Source organism: Enterobacter sp. RHBSTW-00975 (genome assembly GCF_013615235.1).
GTDB classification, from domain to species: domain Bacteria; phylum Pseudomonadota; class Gammaproteobacteria; order Enterobacterales; family Enterobacteriaceae; genus Enterobacter; species Enterobacter ludwigii.
On sequence record NZ_CP055883.1, the window covers coordinates 1217627 to 1233849 of the forward strand.

At 52.7% G+C, this 16223-nt stretch carries 18 protein-coding genes; 10 read left to right on the top strand and 8 right to left on the bottom strand.

Annotated elements, in window-relative coordinates; all coding sequences use genetic code 11:
- Positions 1–101 precede the first annotated feature (101 nt).
- Positions 102–1262, top strand: coding sequence for a pyridoxal phosphate-dependent aminotransferase (locus HV340_RS05855; RefSeq protein WP_181216375.1), 1161 nt, complete (start codon positions 102–104; stop codon positions 1260–1262).
- Between the two features lie 154 nt (positions 1263–1416).
- Here HV340_RS05855 and HV340_RS05860 read toward each other — a convergent pair whose 3' ends face one another.
- Positions 1417–2316, bottom strand: coding sequence for a LysR family transcriptional regulator (locus HV340_RS05860; RefSeq protein ID WP_032677673.1), 900 nt, complete (start codon positions 2314–2316; stop codon positions 1417–1419).
- A 639-nt stretch (positions 2317–2955) separates the two neighbouring features.
- On the opposite strand from HV340_RS05860, the gene ahpC reads away from it, so the two are divergent.
- Together ahpC and ahpF are read left to right on the top strand one after the other, a co-directional pair.
- The gene (ahpC, locus tag HV340_RS05865; protein WP_008501015.1) at positions 2956–3519 is read left to right on the top strand and encodes an alkyl hydroperoxide reductase subunit C; all 564 of its coding nucleotides are present in this window, start codon (positions 2956–2958) and stop codon (positions 3517–3519) included.
- A 175-nt stretch (positions 3520–3694) separates the two neighbouring features.
- The gene (gene ahpF / locus HV340_RS05870) at positions 3695–5260 is read left to right on the top strand and encodes an alkyl hydroperoxide reductase subunit F (RefSeq protein ID WP_032681429.1); all 1566 of its coding nucleotides are present in this window, start codon (positions 3695–3697) and stop codon (positions 5258–5260) included.
- Between the two features lie 59 nt (positions 5261–5319).
- Here the strand turns inward: ahpF and uspG are convergent, their stop codons facing one another.
- A complete protein-coding gene (gene uspG / locus HV340_RS05875; protein ID WP_020885008.1) occupies positions 5320–5748 on the bottom strand; it encodes a universal stress protein UspG in 429 nt (142 codons plus the stop codon).
- Positions 5749–5928: 180 nt separating this feature from the next.
- Between uspG and HV340_RS05880 the strand changes: the two genes are divergently transcribed.
- On the top strand, positions 5929–7167 hold the full coding sequence (locus tag HV340_RS05880; RefSeq protein ID WP_086532802.1) for a zinc-dependent alcohol dehydrogenase: 1239 nt from the start codon (positions 5929–5931) through the stop codon (positions 7165–7167).
- A gap of 9 nt (positions 7168–7176) precedes the next feature.
- Here HV340_RS05880 and yldA read toward each other — a convergent pair whose 3' ends face one another.
- Together yldA and rnk are read right to left on the bottom strand one after the other, a co-directional pair.
- Complete coding sequence (gene yldA / locus HV340_RS24590) at positions 7177–7266, bottom strand: small membrane protein YldA (RefSeq protein ID WP_271661446.1); 90 nt, start codon at positions 7264–7266, stop codon at positions 7177–7179.
- A gap of 137 nt (positions 7267–7403) precedes the next feature.
- The gene (rnk, locus tag HV340_RS05885) at positions 7404–7814 is read right to left on the bottom strand and encodes a nucleoside diphosphate kinase regulator (RefSeq protein WP_014169101.1); all 411 of its coding nucleotides are present in this window, start codon (positions 7812–7814) and stop codon (positions 7404–7406) included.
- Positions 7815–8068: 254 nt separating this feature from the next.
- Between rnk and HV340_RS05890 the strand changes: the two genes are divergently transcribed.
- Together HV340_RS05890 and HV340_RS05895 are read left to right on the top strand one after the other, a co-directional pair.
- Positions 8069–8899 (top strand): alpha/beta hydrolase, encoded by an 831-nt coding sequence (locus HV340_RS05890; RefSeq protein WP_020885006.1) that lies wholly within the window; start codon positions 8069–8071, stop codon positions 8897–8899.
- Between the two features lie 89 nt (positions 8900–8988).
- Positions 8989–9606, top strand: a complete 618-nt coding sequence (locus HV340_RS05895) for a flavin reductase family protein (RefSeq protein ID WP_138013622.1) — start codon at positions 8989–8991, stop codon at positions 9604–9606.
- On the opposite strand, the gene rna is transcribed toward HV340_RS05895, so the two are convergent.
- Together rna and dcuC are read right to left on the bottom strand one after the other, a co-directional pair.
- Complete coding sequence (rna, locus tag HV340_RS05900; RefSeq protein ID WP_020885004.1) at positions 9600–10409, bottom strand: ribonuclease I; 810 nt, start codon at positions 10407–10409, stop codon at positions 9600–9602. The two genes, HV340_RS05895 and rna, sit on opposite strands and share 7 nt — an antisense overlap.
- A 94-nt stretch (positions 10410–10503) precedes the next feature.
- Positions 10504–11871, bottom strand: a complete 1368-nt coding sequence (gene dcuC, locus HV340_RS05905) for an anaerobic C4-dicarboxylate transporter DcuC (RefSeq protein ID WP_020885003.1) — start codon at positions 11869–11871, stop codon at positions 10504–10506.
- A 537-nt stretch (positions 11872–12408) separates the two neighbouring features.
- On the opposite strand from dcuC, the gene pagP reads away from it, so the two are divergent.
- Together pagP and cspE are read left to right on the top strand one after the other, a co-directional pair.
- On the top strand, positions 12409–12984 hold the full coding sequence (pagP, locus tag HV340_RS05910) for a lipid IV(A) palmitoyltransferase PagP (RefSeq protein ID WP_032670625.1): 576 nt from the start codon (positions 12409–12411) through the stop codon (positions 12982–12984).
- Positions 12985–13174: 190 nt separating this feature from the next.
- Entirely contained in the window at positions 13175–13384 is a 210-nt protein-coding gene (gene cspE / locus HV340_RS05915) for a transcription antiterminator/RNA stability regulator CspE (protein ID WP_002439184.1), read from the top strand.
- Positions 13385–13604: 220 nt separating this feature from the next.
- Here the strand turns inward: cspE and crcB are convergent, their stop codons facing one another.
- Positions 13605–13988: a fluoride efflux transporter CrcB gene (gene crcB / locus HV340_RS05920; protein ID WP_014169110.1), complete on the bottom strand. Its 384-nt coding sequence runs from the start codon at positions 13986–13988 to the stop codon at positions 13605–13607.
- Between the two features lie 67 nt (positions 13989–14055).
- On the opposite strand from crcB, the gene HV340_RS05925 reads away from it, so the two are divergent.
- Both HV340_RS05925 and tatE read left to right on the top strand, forming a co-directional pair.
- Positions 14056–14844 (top strand): deaminated glutathione amidase, encoded by a 789-nt coding sequence (locus HV340_RS05925; RefSeq protein ID WP_059306343.1) that lies wholly within the window; start codon positions 14056–14058, stop codon positions 14842–14844.
- A 126-nt stretch (positions 14845–14970) separates the two neighbouring features.
- Positions 14971–15174, top strand: a complete 204-nt coding sequence (gene tatE, locus HV340_RS05930; RefSeq protein WP_014169112.1) for a twin-arginine translocase subunit TatE — start codon at positions 14971–14973, stop codon at positions 15172–15174.
- Positions 15175–15255: 81 nt separating this feature from the next.
- Here the strand turns inward: tatE and lipA are convergent, their stop codons facing one another.
- Entirely contained in the window at positions 15256–16221 is a 966-nt protein-coding gene (gene lipA / locus HV340_RS05935; RefSeq protein WP_014169113.1) for a lipoyl synthase, read from the bottom strand.
- Between the last annotated feature and the right edge of the window lie 2 nt (positions 16222–16223).

Below are 16223 nucleotides of genomic sequence, written 5' to 3' on the forward strand. Positions count from 1 at the left end.
GGAATATTCATATTGTTTAGACGTCTAAGCGTCTTGATTGCCAAAGACTAACATCGTGTTATAGTGTCAGCAACATAAGTATTACATGCAGGCACAACACAATGAGCAATAACGCATTGATTCCTCAGAGTAAACTTCCCAGTCTTGGCACCACCATCTTTACGCAAATGAGCGCTCTGGCCCAGCAGTACAACGCCATTAATCTCTCGCAAGGGTTCCCGGATTTTGATGGCCCGCGTTATTTGCAGGAACGTCTGGCGTACCACGTTGCGCAGGGGGCGAACCAGTATGCACCGATGACGGGCGTGCAGGCACTGCGGGACGCCATAGCAGACAAAACGGCTGAGCTGTATGGCTATAAGCCAGACGCTACCAGCGACATCACGGTGACGGCAGGGGCGACCGAAGCGTTGTATGCCGCAATTACCGCGCTGGTGCGCACGGGTGATGAGGTGATCTGCTTTGACCCGAGTTATGACAGCTACGCGCCGGCGGTTGAACTCTCCGGCGGCGTGGTGAAACGTATCGCGCTACAGCCACCGCATTTCCGTCCGGACTGGCAGGCGTTTGCTGCCTTGCTGAGCGACAAAACCCGTCTGGTTATTATCAATACCCCGCACAACCCGTCGGCGACCGCATGGCAGAAAGCCGATTTCGCAAAGCTGTGGCAGGCGATTGCCGGGCGTGAAATTTACGTGCTGAGCGATGAAGTGTATGAGCACATCTGTTTTGCGCAGGAAGGGCATGCCAGCGTGCTGGCCCATCCGCAGCTTCGCGAGCGTGCCGTGGCGGTATCGTCATTTGGTAAAACCTATCACATGACCGGCTGGAAGGTGGGGTACTGCGTGGCTCCCGCGGCCATCAGCGCTGAGTTGCGTAAAGTGCATCAGTACCTGACGTTTGCCGTAAACACGCCGGCCCAGCTGGCCCTGGCTGATATGCTGCGCGCCGAACCGGAGCACTACCGCGACCTGCCGGCATTCTACCGTCAGCGTCGGGATCTGTTTGTGAATGCGCTAAGCCAGAGCCGTCTGGAGATTTTACCCTGCGAAGGGACCTACTTCCTGCTGGCGGACTACAGCGCGATTTCGGATCGGGATGACGTGAGTTTTTGCCAGTGGCTGACAAAAGAGGTGGGCGTTGCTGCCATTCCGCTGTCCGTATTTTGCGCCGACCCGTTCCCGCATAAGCTGATCCGGCTCTGTTTTGCGAAACAGGAATCGACGCTTCTCGCGGCGGCGGAGCGGCTGAATACACTCTGAGCGTGTCATCCCTCTCGCGTTAGAATAACGGCGGTCTGCCCATAATAAGTGAGAGGAATATCAGTCAAAATAACGCGAAAGCGCGTTATAAAATATAAGTCAGGATTATGTATTAACAAAGAGAACGGGCTGTGAGCGACACAGCCCGTCGCTGTTATTTTTCTGTTACTTCGTTAATAAATTTCGCGAATGCCGTACTGTTCAATGCCGAACGATTATAAATCATAAAAATGTCAAGCGAGGGAAGGGTGAACGGTGCAGTGATTTTTTTGAGTCTTAGCACTTCACTGTATTTATCAAATAAAATTTCGGGTACGTAACCAATTAAATGAGAGGCACTTATCATCGAAATAATAGTAAATACAGAGTCACAGCGAAAACCGATTGTCTTTTCCGCATGCACTTTTTCTGCCATCGATTGATAGGTTTTAACGCCCGGCTCATCACTGAGGAATATCGTAAACTTCTCTTCCTGAAGCTCTTCCATGGTGGCCACCTCTTTCATCCGCGGATGATCCTGGCTGCAGACCAGCAGGACGGAATAGGATGCATATGGCACACAAATCATTGAACGGTTACTAACCGGGGCCATTGAGAAAATTAAGTCTGCCTTACGGTATGCCAGCAGATCCTCTGCGGAGTCAGCAGAGAGCAGCATGTCATGCAGTTCAATCTCGTAATTGTGCTCTCGCATCAATAATTTAAGCGGGCCCAGCAGGTTTTCTGTGGTCAGGATTTGCGGGCTGTACACCACAAAATTCTTTTTTAGCGTTGAGCCATGCATGATGTTAATCGTCTGCTCAAGCTGGTTGAGGTTTTGCTCAAGATGATGGTGCAGGTTCACGCCTACCGTGGTGGGCGTAATCCCTTTCCCGGAACGAATGAACAGGGGATCGTTGAGCTGATTACGCAACCTTTGCAGCGACTGGCTGACCGCCGAGGGCGTAATATAGAGCGTTTCTGCTGCCTTGCTGATGCTTAAGTGCTGATAAATACACTCGAAAATTACCAGCAGATTAAGATCAAATTTTTTTAGATCGTAGAGATTAGCCATGTTTCATCCTGAGTGGACTGCGTTGCGTTAACACATCACTGATAACTATAGAAGGAAGTTAATCATTTACCATCCATGCAATTAACTTACTTAATTAGAGTTGTATGTTGACTTAATATATCACGATGGCAGATTTATAAAATAGAGCTTCAATGAATATTAAGATATTTTTATCTCTAAAACTGCGAGGGTGTTTGCATTAAAATAGTCTCAATTATATATAGACAAATAATTATCATTCATTTTTATTAATCCTCGCCGGCGCGTCTTACGTTCTGCGCGATAAACCGTGTTCGATGAAACCTATCACAGCCATAGATACGATTGGCGCTCATGTGCATTGCCCTCGCGCTGTGCGGGTGTTGTAATCAAGGCGCTGTTACGGCCTTGATATGAGGTATGTAGAGCGCAACGCAACGCCAGCAATTGCTGGCACTGAAAGTTCCTGTGGAAAGTTCAGGTATCAGGGCCGCCCACCAGGGCGGCCTTTTTACTTTTGGCTTTTCGTTAATTCAGTTCATCACGTTGTCTTGTTCGGGTTGTTAGGTATGGCTGATTGATTTGATAAAGCAAACGCATTAGCCCACCCGGCGAAAGTTGGTTACCTTACATCTCAACGAAAACACGGAGGAAGTACAGATGTCTTTGATTAATACCAAAATTAAACCTTTCAAAAACCAGGCGTTCAAAAACGGTGAATTCATCGAAGTGACCGAGAAAGATACCGAAGGCCGCTGGAGCGTCTTCTTCTTCTATCCGGCAGACTTCACCTTCGTTTGCCCGACCGAACTGGGTGACGTTGCAGACCATTACGACGAACTGCAGAAGCTGGGCGTAGACGTTTACTCTGTTTCTACCGACACCCACTTCACCCACAAAGCATGGCACAGCAGCTCTGAAACCATCGCGAAAATCAAATACGCGATGATCGGCGACCCGACTGGCGCCCTGACCCGTAACTTCGACAACATGCGTGAAGATGAAGGCCTGGCTGACCGTGCTACCTTCGTTGTTGACCCGCAGGGCATTATCCAGGCAATCGAAGTTACCGCTGAAGGTATCGGCCGTGATGCTTCTGACCTGCTGCGTAAAGTGAAAGCGGCGCAGTACGTTGCTTCTCACCCAGGTGAAGTTTGCCCGGCGAAATGGAAAGAAGGCGAAGCGACTCTGGCACCGTCTTTAGACCTGGTTGGCAAAATCTAAGTTTCCCGCCGTCTTTCGCGCAGAGCATCGCCTGCTCTGACGCGACAGGCTCCGGAAATGACAGTCGTAATGGGCGCGCCCGCGCCCATTTTATTCCAGCACCATGATGCAAGTTGCATTCAGGCCGCCCGAATAAGGCAGCTTGCATGATGACGTTTTTAGAGAGGGAAGAATAATGCTCGACACCAATATGAAAACCCAGCTCAAGGCCTACCTTGAGAAACTGACCAAACCTGTTGAGCTGATTGCCACGCTGGACGACAGCGCTAAATCGGCAGAGATCAAGGAACTGCTGGCAGAGATCGCCGAACTGTCACCGAACGTGACCTTCAAAGAAGATAACGGTCTGGCGGTGCGCAAGCCCTCCTTCCTGATCACCAATCCGGGTTCTGACCAGGGGCCGCGTTTTGCCGGTTCTCCACTGGGCCACGAATTCACCTCGCTGGTGCTGGCACTGTTGTGGACCGGTGGTCATCCGTCAAAAGAGGCGCAGGCGCTGCTCGAGCAGATCCGCGATATTGATGGCGATTTTGAGTTTGAAACCTATTACTCACTCTCCTGCCATAACTGCCCGGACGTGGTGCAGGCGCTGAACCTGATGTCGGTGCTGAACCCGCGCATTAAGCATACGGCGATTGACGGCGGTACGTTCCAGAACGAAATCACCGATCGTAACGTCATGGGCGTTCCGGCGGTCTTTATGAACGGTCAGGAGTTTGGCCAGGGCCGTATGACGCTGACCGAAATCGTTGCCAAAGTGGACACGGGTGCCGAAAAACGTGCGGCAGAAGCGCTGAACAAACGTGACGCGTATGATGTTCTGATTGTCGGCTCAGGCCCGGCGGGCGCGGCGGCGGCGGTTTACTCCGCCCGTAAAGGCATTCGTACCGGCCTGATGGGCGAACGCTTCGGTGGCCAGGTGCTCGACACCGTGGATATCGAAAACTACATCTCTGTGCCGAAGACCGAAGGCCAGAAACTGGCTGGCGCACTGAAGGCGCACGTCAGCGATTATGAAGTGGATGTGATCGACAGCCAGAGCGCCAGCAAGCTGGTTCCGGCCGCGGTTGAAGGGGGGTTACACCAGATTGAAACCGCCTCCGGCGCGGTGCTGAAAGCGCGCAGCATTATCATTGCCACCGGCGCCAAATGGCGCAACATGAACGTCCCGGGTGAAGATCAGTATCGCACCAAAGGCGTCACCTACTGCCCGCACTGCGACGGCCCGCTGTTTAAAGGTAAACGCGTGGCGGTGATCGGCGGCGGTAACTCCGGTGTGGAAGCGGCGATTGACCTGGCGGGTATCGTTGAACACGTCACCCTGCTGGAGTTCGCCCCAGAGATGAAAGCGGACCAGGTGCTGCAGGACAAAGTGCGTAGCCTGAAAAACGTCGATATCGTGCTGAATGCGCAGACCACGGAAGTGAAAGGTGACGGCAGCAAAGTGACCGGTCTGGAATACCGCGACCGCGTGAGCGGTGACGTGCATAGCGTGGCGCTGGCGGGGATCTTCGTACAGATTGGTCTGTTGCCAAACACCACCTGGCTGGACGGCGCGATTGAGCGCAATCGCATGGGCGAAATTATTATCGATGCGAAATGCGAAACCAGCGTGAAAGGGGTGTTCGCGGCAGGGGACTGCACCACGGTTCCGTACAAACAGATCATCATTGCCACCGGTGAAGGGGCGAAAGCGTCTCTGAGCTCGTTCGATTATCTGATTCGCACCAAAACGGCATAAAAAGAAAGCAAGACTACACCTGCAACAGCAAGAGGCCACCGAAAGGTGGCCTCTTTTTTTTACCTGACGACCATCACCGGAATGTGGGTGTGGCGGATCACGCTCGACGCGTTAGAGCCCAGCAGGTGGGTGGTAATGGAAGGATTACGGGAACCGATCACCACGACGTCTGCTTTCAGTTCATTGGCCAGTTCATTAACGGCATCCCTCACGCTACCGAACCTGACGTGAGTTTTGATACGTGAAGGGTCGATGCTGAAATGCCCGACCATGGTTTGTAGACGATTTTCAGCTTCGTGCTGAAGATGCTCTTCGAAACGACGTACATCGGCGGCAAAGCGGTGCAGACTCAGGCTGGCGGAACCCGGTAACACGTGTAAAAGATGGATGATCCCGTCCTGCTGCGCCAGGAACTCCGCGTGGCGTACGGCCTTGTCGCTCAGCTCCATCTCGAAAACATCAACCGGCATAATGATTGTCTGATACATACCCGTTTCTCCTTGTTTATAAACGCTGAATTCATTCAACCACAAAATATGAATGGTTTCTGTAAGCGCGGCGCCACTTTTTGATCTCGCCAGGAAAAATCTCAAAAGATCCGTCATCACGGGCAAGTCTTCTGGGGTAGCTACCCTTTATACACTGTCCTGGATCCTTTCGGAGGTTGCATGAAAGCACTCACGTATCACGGCCCACATCATGTTCGCGTCGAGAATGTCCCCGATCCCATCATTGAACAGCCAGACGATATTATTTTGCGGGTCACGGCTACGGCGATTTGCGGGTCCGATCTGCATCTCTATCGCGGCAAAATCCCGAAGGTGCAACACGGCGATATTTTTGGTCATGAATTTATGGGGGAAATCGTTGAGTGTGGCAGGGAGGTGAAGAATTTACAGAAAGGCGATCGCGTGGTTATCCCGTTTGTGATTGCCTGCGGTGACTGTTTCTTCTGCCGTCTGCAGCAATACGCGGCCTGCGAGACGACCAACGCCGGGCAGGGCGCCGCGCTGAACAAAAAGCAAATTCCCGCGCCGGCCGCGCTGTTTGGCTATAGCCATCTCTACGGCGGCGTGCCGGGAGGCCAGGCGGAATATGTTCGCGTACCGAAGGGGAACGTTGGGCCGTTCAAGGTGCCGCCGCTGTTGTCCGATGACAAAGCGCTGTTCCTGTCAGATATTTTACCCACCGCCTGGCAGGCGGCAAAAAATGCGCAGATCGAAAAAGGATCGAGCGTGGCCGTGTTCGGCGCCGGGCCGGTGGGGTTGCTGACCATTGCCTGCGCGCGACTGCTCGGGGCGGAACAGATCTTCGTCATTGACCACCACCCGTATCGCCTGCAATTCGCTCAGGCGCGCTACGGCGCAATCCCTGTCAACTTTGATGATGATAACGATGCCGCCGAAAAAATCATTGAGCAAACTGCCGGCCAGCGTGGTGTCGATGCGGTGATTGATGCCGTCGGGTTCGAAGCCAAAGGCAGCACCACGGAAACAATCCTCAGCAATCTTAAAATTGAAGGCAGCAGCGGCAAAGCGCTGCGTCAGTGTATCGCGGCTGTCCGGCGCGGCGGCGTTGTCAGCGTCCCTGGCGTTTACGCCGGGTTTATTCACGGCTTCCTGTTTGGCGATGCCTTCGATAAAGGGCTGAGTTTCAGGATGGGGCAGACACACGTCCACGCCTGGCTGGGCGAGTTGCTGCCGCTTATCGAAAAAGGGCTGCTTACGCCGGAGGAGATTGTGACCCACTATCTGCCGCTGGCGGATGCGGAACGCGCCTACAAGATTTTCGAAAAACGGGAGGAGGAGTGCCGCAAGGTCATTCTGGTGCCGGGGGCGGAAACGCCTGACGCGGCAGCACAGCAGGTGAAAGGCCTGGTCAATGCTTTCCCGGGTGGGGTGGTGTGAGATTATCGCTTACCGATGACGCTCAAGATAAAGCACCGCCATGACGATGATCGCCAGAATAATGAGAAAAATAAGTGTGATAACCACTATCTCACTCATGACCGTCCCCGCGGCACCCAAACAGATTAAGCGTGGGTTAAGGGGTTTTCGGGCGATATAGGATAATCGGGTGAATTTGCGGAAAGAGGATGCGGGTGCATCCTCTGTGCAACGCGGGAGCGTTTGTTCAGATGGGGTTAACGCAGGTAGTCGCCCGCGGCTTCTGGCTGGTAGAGCAGCTCCAGCACTTCCAGATGCGCCGCAGCACCGCCTGGCAATGCCCAGTTGATGGTGTCTCCCGTACGCAGACCAAGAAGCGCGGCACCCACAGGGGCAAGGACCGAAAGCTGTGCGCTGCTGTCGGTCATCTGCGCCGGGTAGACCAGCGTTCGGGTCAGCTCTTCACCGGTGGCCAGGTTACGGAATTTAACCCGGCTGTTCATGGTGACCACGTCGTGAGGCATGGATTCAGGCGTGCACATCTGCGCCCGGTCAAGCTCTTCATTCAGGGCGTCAGCCACCGGAAGCGAAGCGAATTCTGCTTTTTCCAGCAGTCTGTCAATACGTTCTGCGTCAAGCTCATTGATGATAATGGTGGGTCTGGACATTTTTTACTCCATGTCGTTAATGCTGCGTGTAACGCAGAAACCAATCCAAAAGAAAACCCTCGCCGTCTGGCAGCGAGGGTTTAACTCTTCTGATGATACTGGCTGAGCGCACAACTTTGAAGTGATACAGGTCACATTCATGGGTCATATGAATTTTCGGTGAAAAACGTGCTCCCTTGCCAATTTGCATTATTCTTTTTAAGCGCCCCCTGCGGGCGACTATCCGCATTCAGTGTTTCTTCTCAGGAGATCTCATGAGCGATTACGACAAAATTACGTTGAAAGACGGCAGTTATTTATATTTTAAAGACTGGGGAAGCGGGCAACCCGTGGTGTTTAGCCACGGCTGGCCGCTGACGGCGGATGCCTTTGAAGACCAAATGTTATACCTGGGATCAAAAGGATTTCGCGTAATTGCACATGACCGCCGCGGACATGGCCGCTCAGCGCAGCCGTGGGATGGGCACAATATGGATCAGTATGCCGACGACCTGGCTGAGCTGACGGCGCGTCTGAATCTGAAAGACGCTGTTCACGTGGGGCATTCAACCGGCGGTGGCGAAGTGGCGCGCTATATTGGTCGCCACGGTACGGATCGCGTGGCGAAAGCGGTACTTATTGGTGCCGTGACACCGATTATGATCAAAACCGATTTCAACCCGAACGGTGTGCCGAAAGAGGTGTTTGATGGTATTCGGGAAGGCGTGATTAACGATCGCGCAGCTTTCTTCTATGCGCTGACCGAGGCGTTTTATGGCTATAACCGCCCGGGGGCAAAAGAGTCCAAAGCGGTGCGGGAGAGCTTCGTTGAGCAGGGGCTTCAGGGGTCGATCAAGGCGCTGTATGACTGCGTAAAAGCGTTTTCTGAAACCGATCTGCGTGAAGATCTGAAAAAGATGACTATCCCGACGCTGGTGATCCACGGCGATGACGACCAGATAGTCCCGATCGAGACCTGTGGTCGGGTGGCTGCAGAGATCCTGCCGAACGCTGAGCTGAAGGTCTATGCCGGGGGTTCTCACGGCATATGCACCACGCATAAGCACCAGATCAATGACGATTTGCTGAAATTTATTCAGTCTTAATTCCTGGCGGATTGCGTTACGCTGAGTGTCCTGATCCAGGGTACTGAGCGAAACGCAATTCGTGTCTGCCCCACCATTAAGAGAGCACTATGTATTTCTATCAACCTTCTCTGGGACACGGCCTGCCGCATGACCCACTGAACGCGATTATTGGCCCACGCCCGATTGGCTGGATCTCCTCGTGCGACAACGCCGGTCAGCTGAATCTCGCGCCGTATAGCTTCTTTAACTGCTTTAACTATCGTCCGCCCATCATCGGTTTTTCCAGCAACGGCTGGAAAGACAGCGTGCGTAATATTACCGAAACCGGCGAGTTTGTCTGGAACCTGGCGACGCGCGATCTGGCTGAAGCGATGAATGCGACCTCGGCTATGCTTCCCCACGATGAAAATGAATTTACCTTTGCGGGGTTAACGCCAGCGGCCAGCCAACTGGTGAACGCCCCGCGGGTGGCAGAAAGCCCGGTTAACTTTGAGTGTCGCCTGTCGCAGTGTATTCAGCTTGCCGGGGCCGACGGCACACCGGTTGATACCTGGCTGGTGCTCGGCGAAGTGGTGGGTATTCACATCGCCGAAACGTTGCTGGAAGAGGGGATTTATCAGACGGCGAAAGCGCAGCCCATCCTGCGTGCGGGTGGGCCGACGGCTTACTATGGCATCAGTGACGAGCACCGGTTTGACATGACCCGACCGATCGTCAATCAGTGACCGGCTTTATCAATGACGAATTGTTTTCCGCAGTTACCCGGATGTGGCTGCGGAGCAAATGAGGTCGCAGAAAGCGGGTTATTAATGGTGTCTGCCTTCAGTGAGATCTGCATTTCGGTCAGGTAGGACGGGTTGCCATTACAGGTAAGCTTGAACGCTTTGACATTCTCCTTGCCCCAGCCTTTGGCCACGGCGCTGTCAAAGTCGCTGCGGCTTACGGTTTTTCCATAGTTATCGGCGAGGAACTTGCCGACCGCGCTGTTTTTTATCTCCTGATTCATGCGCACCATCGTGCCGAAATACGCGTCAGGATCAAAACCAAAGCACACGCCATGTTTGGCATATTCGTAGCGTTCCAGGCAGGAGTTACCGCCAGCACCTGGCATAACGCTGTTCAGCTTCGCAGCACCTGAAAGCGACAGTCCGGTTTCGGCTGCAGCGCATTTGCGGCTGGCCTTCACCTCCGGCATGTTCGGGATTGGACGGGTCGCGCAGCCAAAACGCATCCAGCGACGTTCATCCACACCCCGTGCGGCAACAGATTTTGGCAGCCCCGGCCATAATCCGTGCACGGTCAGAAAATCGGTTTTGTTATCACTCTCTTTTTGTAAACGGCACTCTTCGGGCTCGTTGCGGTTACGGTCGGCCATGCTCTGGCAGAACCCGGTTTGCCAGGAAAGAGCCAGAACGTAGCGATCGAAATCGCCATACTGCGTTGCCTTGAGTGGGTCGGCCTGTGCGGAGAATACACAGAGTGCCAGCGCGATTGCGCCAGACGGAATAACGATATCCTTCCTGAACATGTGATTTCCTGATCGAATGAGCATGAATAATTTCTGGAAATTATTAAAGCACAAAAAGCGCCCGCAGGCGCTTTCTGGATATCAGGAATTTAGCTTAAGCTGCGCCGGGTACCAGCACCTGCGTGGCAATAATCACGATAATCAGCCCCACAATCACGGGGACGGAGGTGCGTTTGATCACTTCAAAAGGCGAGATTTTTGCCATCCCGGCAACGGCTACAACCACACCCGATACCGGCGAAATGGTGCGACCGAGGTTTGACGCCTGCAGCATGGGAATGGAGAGATAGGCCGGGTTAATGCCTGAGGAGTGAGCCAGTTTCGGGATCATCTCAACAAAGGCGTAGAACGGCGCGTTACCTGAACCGGTAGTCATGGCGGCGAGCATGGTCAGCACTACCAGAACCAGCATCAGGATAATACTGGCCGAGCCGAACGAGGTGGCGATGGAAATCAGGCTCTGAATAAAGCCGATGGTGCTCAGACCCTGGGCGAAGACGCCTGCTGCAACCAGCAGCATAACGACCCCTGCAAACGCATCCGCCATACCGCGATAGGCCACTTCCAGACCCGAGAAAACTTTCTGCGTGTTAAACCCACGCACAAACTCCAGCAGGGCGGCCAGGAGCATGCAGATCACCAGAATGGTGATGATGTGCAGCTGTGGGCCCCATTTACCGTCAAAAATAAGCACGCCAATAATAGGTGTGAACGGCAGAATGGCATAAAACGCCGGCGCGGTGGTGGTGATTTCACTCACGTCCAGCATCTCGTGGCTGATGTTCTCCTTCTTATCGAGATAACGCTGCCAGAAGAAGTGCGCGATGCCCATGCCGACAATGGCGACGATAGAAATGGGCAGCGTGGTTTTGAACGCAAAGTCGATAAGCGACATCTCAGCGGCTTTGGCTGCGAGCACGACATCACCGGAGGTGGGGGAAAGTATAATGGCGGCCGGCGAGGCGCAAATCGCGGCGGCCGCGCCGCGGCTGATACCGACGTTAACCATAATCGGGAACAGGGTGGCCATTAACAGTACGCCCAGACCGGTGGCGGACGACACGGCGAGGGACATCAGGCAGGCAAGGAAATAGGCCGCGACCATCAGCAGATACGGGGAGTTAATGTACTGCAGCGGTTTGGACGCCAGTTTAACCACCATATCATTCGCGCCGATATGGGTCATGTACGCCGCAAAACCGCACAGCATCATGATCATCATACCCAGGTCGCCACCGCGGCTCATGAGCAGGATTTTAATGTATTCAACAATGTCAGTGGCGGTGTAGCCCGTACTGTCTGCGCTGGCCGGTAACACCTGATGGCCCATGATGGCGCTGATAATGAGCAGGGTTAGCCCGCCGACAAATAACACCCCTGTGGCCGAGTAACCTTTAATGATGTAGCGCGCTACACCGACAATGACGACGACTCCGATAAGGAGCTCGATAAACGTAAGCATGGTTTCCCCTGTATCCTTGCTGCCCGAGAGCACAAATAATCAATAAAAAAGAAGGATGAAATGTGCCGAATTAATGTTCTGTCCTTGCTGATTAAAATCAATAAACAGACTACTAAAGAAGATATTAACGGTATTTTTGCCATCGCCCCGGCATTTATCTCATGCGCATATTGACCGGTAGAGATATCACTATATGTCAATTAAATGATAATGGGTTGTTAAATATTTTGTGGGTTTAAATTCGCCGCAGAAAGAAAAGGCAAAAACCCTTTGGGAACTGGGTTTTTAATGGCTGCTGGCGTCCCTCCAGGACGGGCCCTGGAGACCGTCATTGCTGGCGTTGGTTGGATTGTCCAGCGTATTAAAGCCTAATAAAGGCTTACTTTTATTGTGCTTATTATGGCGTGAAGGTATGTTCCTCTCAGAATATTCCCAGGAAGACGCTGATTAATTAGGAATAACGCTGATGCTGTTAAGCTTTGATTAAACTATTTTATGGTAAACTTTGCCTCGAATACTAAGAATGGTAATTGCATTGTGATTGTACGTAATAAATTTTTCCTCATTTTGTTGTTTATTTTTGGGCAGTTAGCATTGTCGTCTGTTGCACACGCCGAGAGCAATGCAACCGATAAAGGCTGGTTCTCCACCTTCACTGATAATGTGTCGCAGACCTGGACTGCGCCAGAGCATTATGACCTGTATGTTCCGGCAATAACGTGGCATGCGCGTTTTGCCTATGACAAAGAAAAGACTGACAAATATAACGAGCGCCCGTGGGGGGCTGGTTTTGGTCAGTCGCGTTGGGACGAAAAAGGGAACTGGCATGGCATCTATCTGATGGCCTTTAAAGATTCCTTTAACAAATGGGAACCGATCGGGGGTTATGGCTGGGAGAAAACCTGGCGTCCGTTAGCCGATGAAAACTTCCATGTGGGGCTGGGCTACACCGCCGGTGTGACCGCACGCGACAACTGGAACTACATTCCGATTCCGGTGCTGCTGCCTCTGGCCTCTATCGGCTATGGTCCGGCAACGTTCCAGATGACCTATATCCCGGGGACATACAACAACGGTAACGTTTACTTCGCCTGGATGCGTTTTCAGTTTTAACTGAAAAAACGTCACGTGGTGGTGAAAAAATGTGCAGCCGTTGATTCCGTTGAGATAAAAAACCGTCAGCAGAAATTAACGCGACTTTAGTCACTTTTTATCAAAGAACCGCTGGACAAAAGGTCCCACAATTGATGTACTGGTACCCGACACAGCATTTGTGTCGTTTTTTAATGTAAAGGTAATTTTGATGTCTAAGATTAAAGGTAACGTTAAGTGGTTTAATGAGTCCAAAGGATTCGGTTTCATTACTCCTGAAGATGGCAGCAAAGACGTGTTCGTACACTTCTCTGCAATCCAGTCTAATGGTTTCAAAACTCTGGCTGAAGGTCAGCGTGTAGAGTTCGAAATCACTAACGGTGCCAAAGGCCCTTCTGCTGCTAACGTAATCGCTCTGTAATTCAGACGCGTCAGCAAGAATTTCAAAACCCGCTCACTGAGCGGGTTTTTTTTCGCGTTGAATCAGCTAAGCAGATACATTTTGAGGAAGCTGGCAACGATCAGCACGCTCAACAACACCACACCTGCGCTCATCAGGTTCTGTTTCATTCTGTCACCCTCGTTCAGTATTGCGTTCAGAGTGACAGAGAAAAATTAAGCCAACATTAACGCAGCGTCTGTTAGTGCGTCGTGGCGGAAGAAAATAGCCAGAATGCGATCCCCGTCATCGCAAAGGAGCCGAGCATATTAATCGCAATGTTCATCAGCGCCCAGCCGACACGCCCTTCCTGAAACAGGAAAACCACTTCCGCCGAGAACGTTGAGAAGGTGGTTAAACCGCCGCAAAAGCCGGTGGTAATCAATAGCTTCCACACGGGATCGATATGCGTCATACGGTTAAACCAGGCCAGCCCCACGCCAATAATGAAAGCACCTATCAGGTTAGCCGCCAGCGTACCCATTGGAATAGCCTGATGCAGGGGATTAAAACGCATACTCAAGAACCACCGCGCAACGCTACCCGTACCCCCACCAATAAAAACGGCTAAAAGTAGTTGTAACACTGTAAATACCTGCTATTTGATGTGTAAGAGTGGCGAGTTTAACGCGGTTTTTGCTGAGGGGACAAATATGTATGTTGCTGTAGGACAGTTTGCGGTTACGCCTGACTGGCAAGAGAATGCAGATAAATGTGTCTCTCTGATGAGGCAGGCCTGCCTGAAAGAAGCTTCCTTGCTGGTGCTGCCGGAGGCGCTGCTGGCAAGAGATGACAACGACCCGGACCTGTCGGTGAAGTCTGCCCAGCCCCTGGACGGCGGATTTTTACAGCACCTGCTGGCGGAAAGCGCGGGCAATGGTTTGACCACCCTCTTTACGGTGCATGTCCCCTCGACGGCGGGACGGGCGGTAAATACGCTCGTGGCCATCCGGGACGGCGCGATCGTTGCGCGCTATGCCAAACTCCATCTTTATGATGCCTTCAGCATTCAGGAATCACGGCGGGTGGATCCGGGAGACAGCATCCCACCGCTGCTTGATGTCGATGGCTTTAAGATTGGGTTGATGACCTGCTACGACCTGCGTTTTCCTGAGCTGGCACTTACGCTCGCGTTAAAGGGGGCTGACGTGCTGGTAGTGCCTGCCGCGTGGGTCAAGGGGCCGCTTAAAGAGCAGCACTGGGCAACGCTCCTTACAGCGCGTGCGCTGGATACTACCTGTTATGTTGTGGCCTCGGGGGAGTGCGGCAATAAGAACATTGGGCAGAGCAGGGTGGTGGATCCGCTGGGTGTTACGATAGCCGCTGCGGCGGAAGCCCCGGTTTTGCTGATGACAGAGTTACAGCGGGAGAGGATTACGCTTGCACGGCAGCAATTACCGGTTCTTCGCAACCGTCGGTTTGCGCCACCGCAATTATTGTGATGTTTTTTTCAACAATGCTTGATTCACCTTGTTACAGATTGCTATTGTGTGCACGCGTCAAATGACCGTTAATACAATCAGGTTTTTGGCGCTGAATGCAGCCTGGTTTATGTAAAGAAGGTATCTATGGGTGAGATTAGTATTACCAAACTGCTGGTGGTTGCCGCACTGGTCGTCCTGCTGTTTGGTACCAAGAAGTTACGCACGCTGGGTGGTGACCTGGGTGCCGCCATCAAAGGCTTTAAGAAAGCAATGAACGACGATGATGCGGCTGCGAAGAAAAGCGCCGAGGGTGACATCCCGGCAGAGAAGCTTTCTCACAAAGAGTAACGGCAATGCCTGAGGGCTTGCGAAAAAAAACCGGCTCAAGAGGCCGGTTTTTTTGTATTACTGTAAGTGAATATTACAGTCTTATTTCACTTCTTCGCCTTTTGCCTGCATATCGGCATGGTAAGAGGAGCGAACAAATGGGCCGCAGGCTGCGTGGGTAAAGCCCATCGCCATCGCTTCGGCTTTCATCTCATCAAACTCATCCGGGCTCACGTAGCGCTGCACGGGCAGGTGGTGGCGGCTTGGCTGCAGATACTGTCCCAGCGTCAGCATGGTCACACCGTGGCGGCGCAGATCGCGCATCACTTCGATGATCTCAGCATTCGTTTCACCGAGACCAACCATCAGGCCTGACTTGGTGGGAATATGGGGATGCGCTTCTTTAAAACGCTCCAGCAGCTTCAGAGACCAGTTATAGTCCGCACCAGGACGTACCTGACGGTAGAGACGTGGCACGTTCTCCAGGTTGTGGTTAAACACGTCTGGTGGCGTCGCGGTCAGGATGTCCAGCGCGCGATCCATACGGCCGCGGAAGTCTGGAACCAGCGTCTCAATTTTGATGTTCGGGCTTTTCTCACGAATAGCGGTAATGCAGTCAGCGAAGTGCTGAGCACCGCCATCACGCAGATCGTCACGGTCAACGGAGGTAATAACGACATAACGCAGCGCCATATCGGCGATGGTCTGCGCCAGTTTCTGAGGTTCGTTGGCGTCGGGTGCTACCGGGCGGCCATGAGCCACATCGCAGAACGGGCAGCGGCGGGTACAGATGGCACCCAGAATCATAAACGTCGCGGTACCGTGATTGAAACATTCAGCAAGGTTCGGGCAAGAGGCTTCTTCACAGACGGAGTGAAGGCCGTTCTTGCGCATCGCCGCTTTGATCCCCTGGATACGCGAAGAGTCAGCCGGAAGTTTGATTTTCATCCATTCCGGTTTTCTTAACAGCGCTTCGCGCTCTGTAGCCACGTTTTTAACCGGGATAAGGGCCATTTTATCGGCATCGCGGTATTTAACACCGCGTTCCATCACAATGGGTTTACTCATAG

Bases quoted from the DNA above. Each gene is read 5' to 3' on its own strand.
- HV340_RS05855 (WP_181216375.1), top strand. From the start codon at position 102: ATGAGCAATAACGCATTGATTCCTCAGAGTAAACTTCCCAGTCTTGGC.
- HV340_RS05860 (WP_032677673.1), bottom strand. From the start codon at position 2,316: ATGGCTAATCTCTACGATCTAAAAAAATTTGATCTTAATCTGCTGGTA.
- ahpC (WP_008501015.1), top strand. From the start codon at position 2,956: ATGTCTTTGATTAATACCAAAATTAAACCTTTCAAAAACCAGGCGTTC.
- ahpF (WP_032681429.1), top strand. From the start codon at position 3,695: ATGCTCGACACCAATATGAAAACCCAGCTCAAGGCCTACCTTGAGAAA.
- uspG (WP_020885008.1), bottom strand. From the start codon at position 5,748: ATGTATCAGACAATCATTATGCCGGTTGATGTTTTCGAGATGGAGCTG.
- HV340_RS05880 (WP_086532802.1), top strand. From the start codon at position 5,929: ATGAAAGCACTCACGTATCACGGCCCACATCATGTTCGCGTCGAGAAT.
- yldA (WP_271661446.1), bottom strand. From the start codon at position 7,266: ATGAGTGAGATAGTGGTTATCACACTTATTTTTCTCATTATTCTGGCG.
- rnk (WP_014169101.1), bottom strand. From the start codon at position 7,814: ATGTCCAGACCCACCATTATCATCAATGAGCTTGACGCAGAACGTATT.
- HV340_RS05890 (WP_020885006.1), top strand. From the start codon at position 8,069: ATGAGCGATTACGACAAAATTACGTTGAAAGACGGCAGTTATTTATAT.
- HV340_RS05895 (WP_138013622.1), top strand. From the start codon at position 8,989: ATGTATTTCTATCAACCTTCTCTGGGACACGGCCTGCCGCATGACCCA.
- rna (WP_020885004.1), bottom strand. From the start codon at position 10,409: ATGTTCAGGAAGGATATCGTTATTCCGTCTGGCGCAATCGCGCTGGCA.
- dcuC (WP_020885003.1), bottom strand. From the start codon at position 11,871: ATGCTTACGTTTATCGAGCTCCTTATCGGAGTCGTCGTCATTGTCGGT.
- cspE (WP_002439184.1), top strand. From the start codon at position 13,175: ATGTCTAAGATTAAAGGTAACGTTAAGTGGTTTAATGAGTCCAAAGGA.
- HV340_RS05925 (WP_059306343.1), top strand. From the start codon at position 14,056: ATGTATGTTGCTGTAGGACAGTTTGCGGTTACGCCTGACTGGCAAGAG.
- tatE (WP_014169112.1), top strand. From the start codon at position 14,971: ATGGGTGAGATTAGTATTACCAAACTGCTGGTGGTTGCCGCACTGGTC.
- lipA (WP_014169113.1), bottom strand. From the start codon at position 16,221: ATGAGTAAACCCATTGTGATGGAACGCGGTGTTAAATACCGCGATGCC.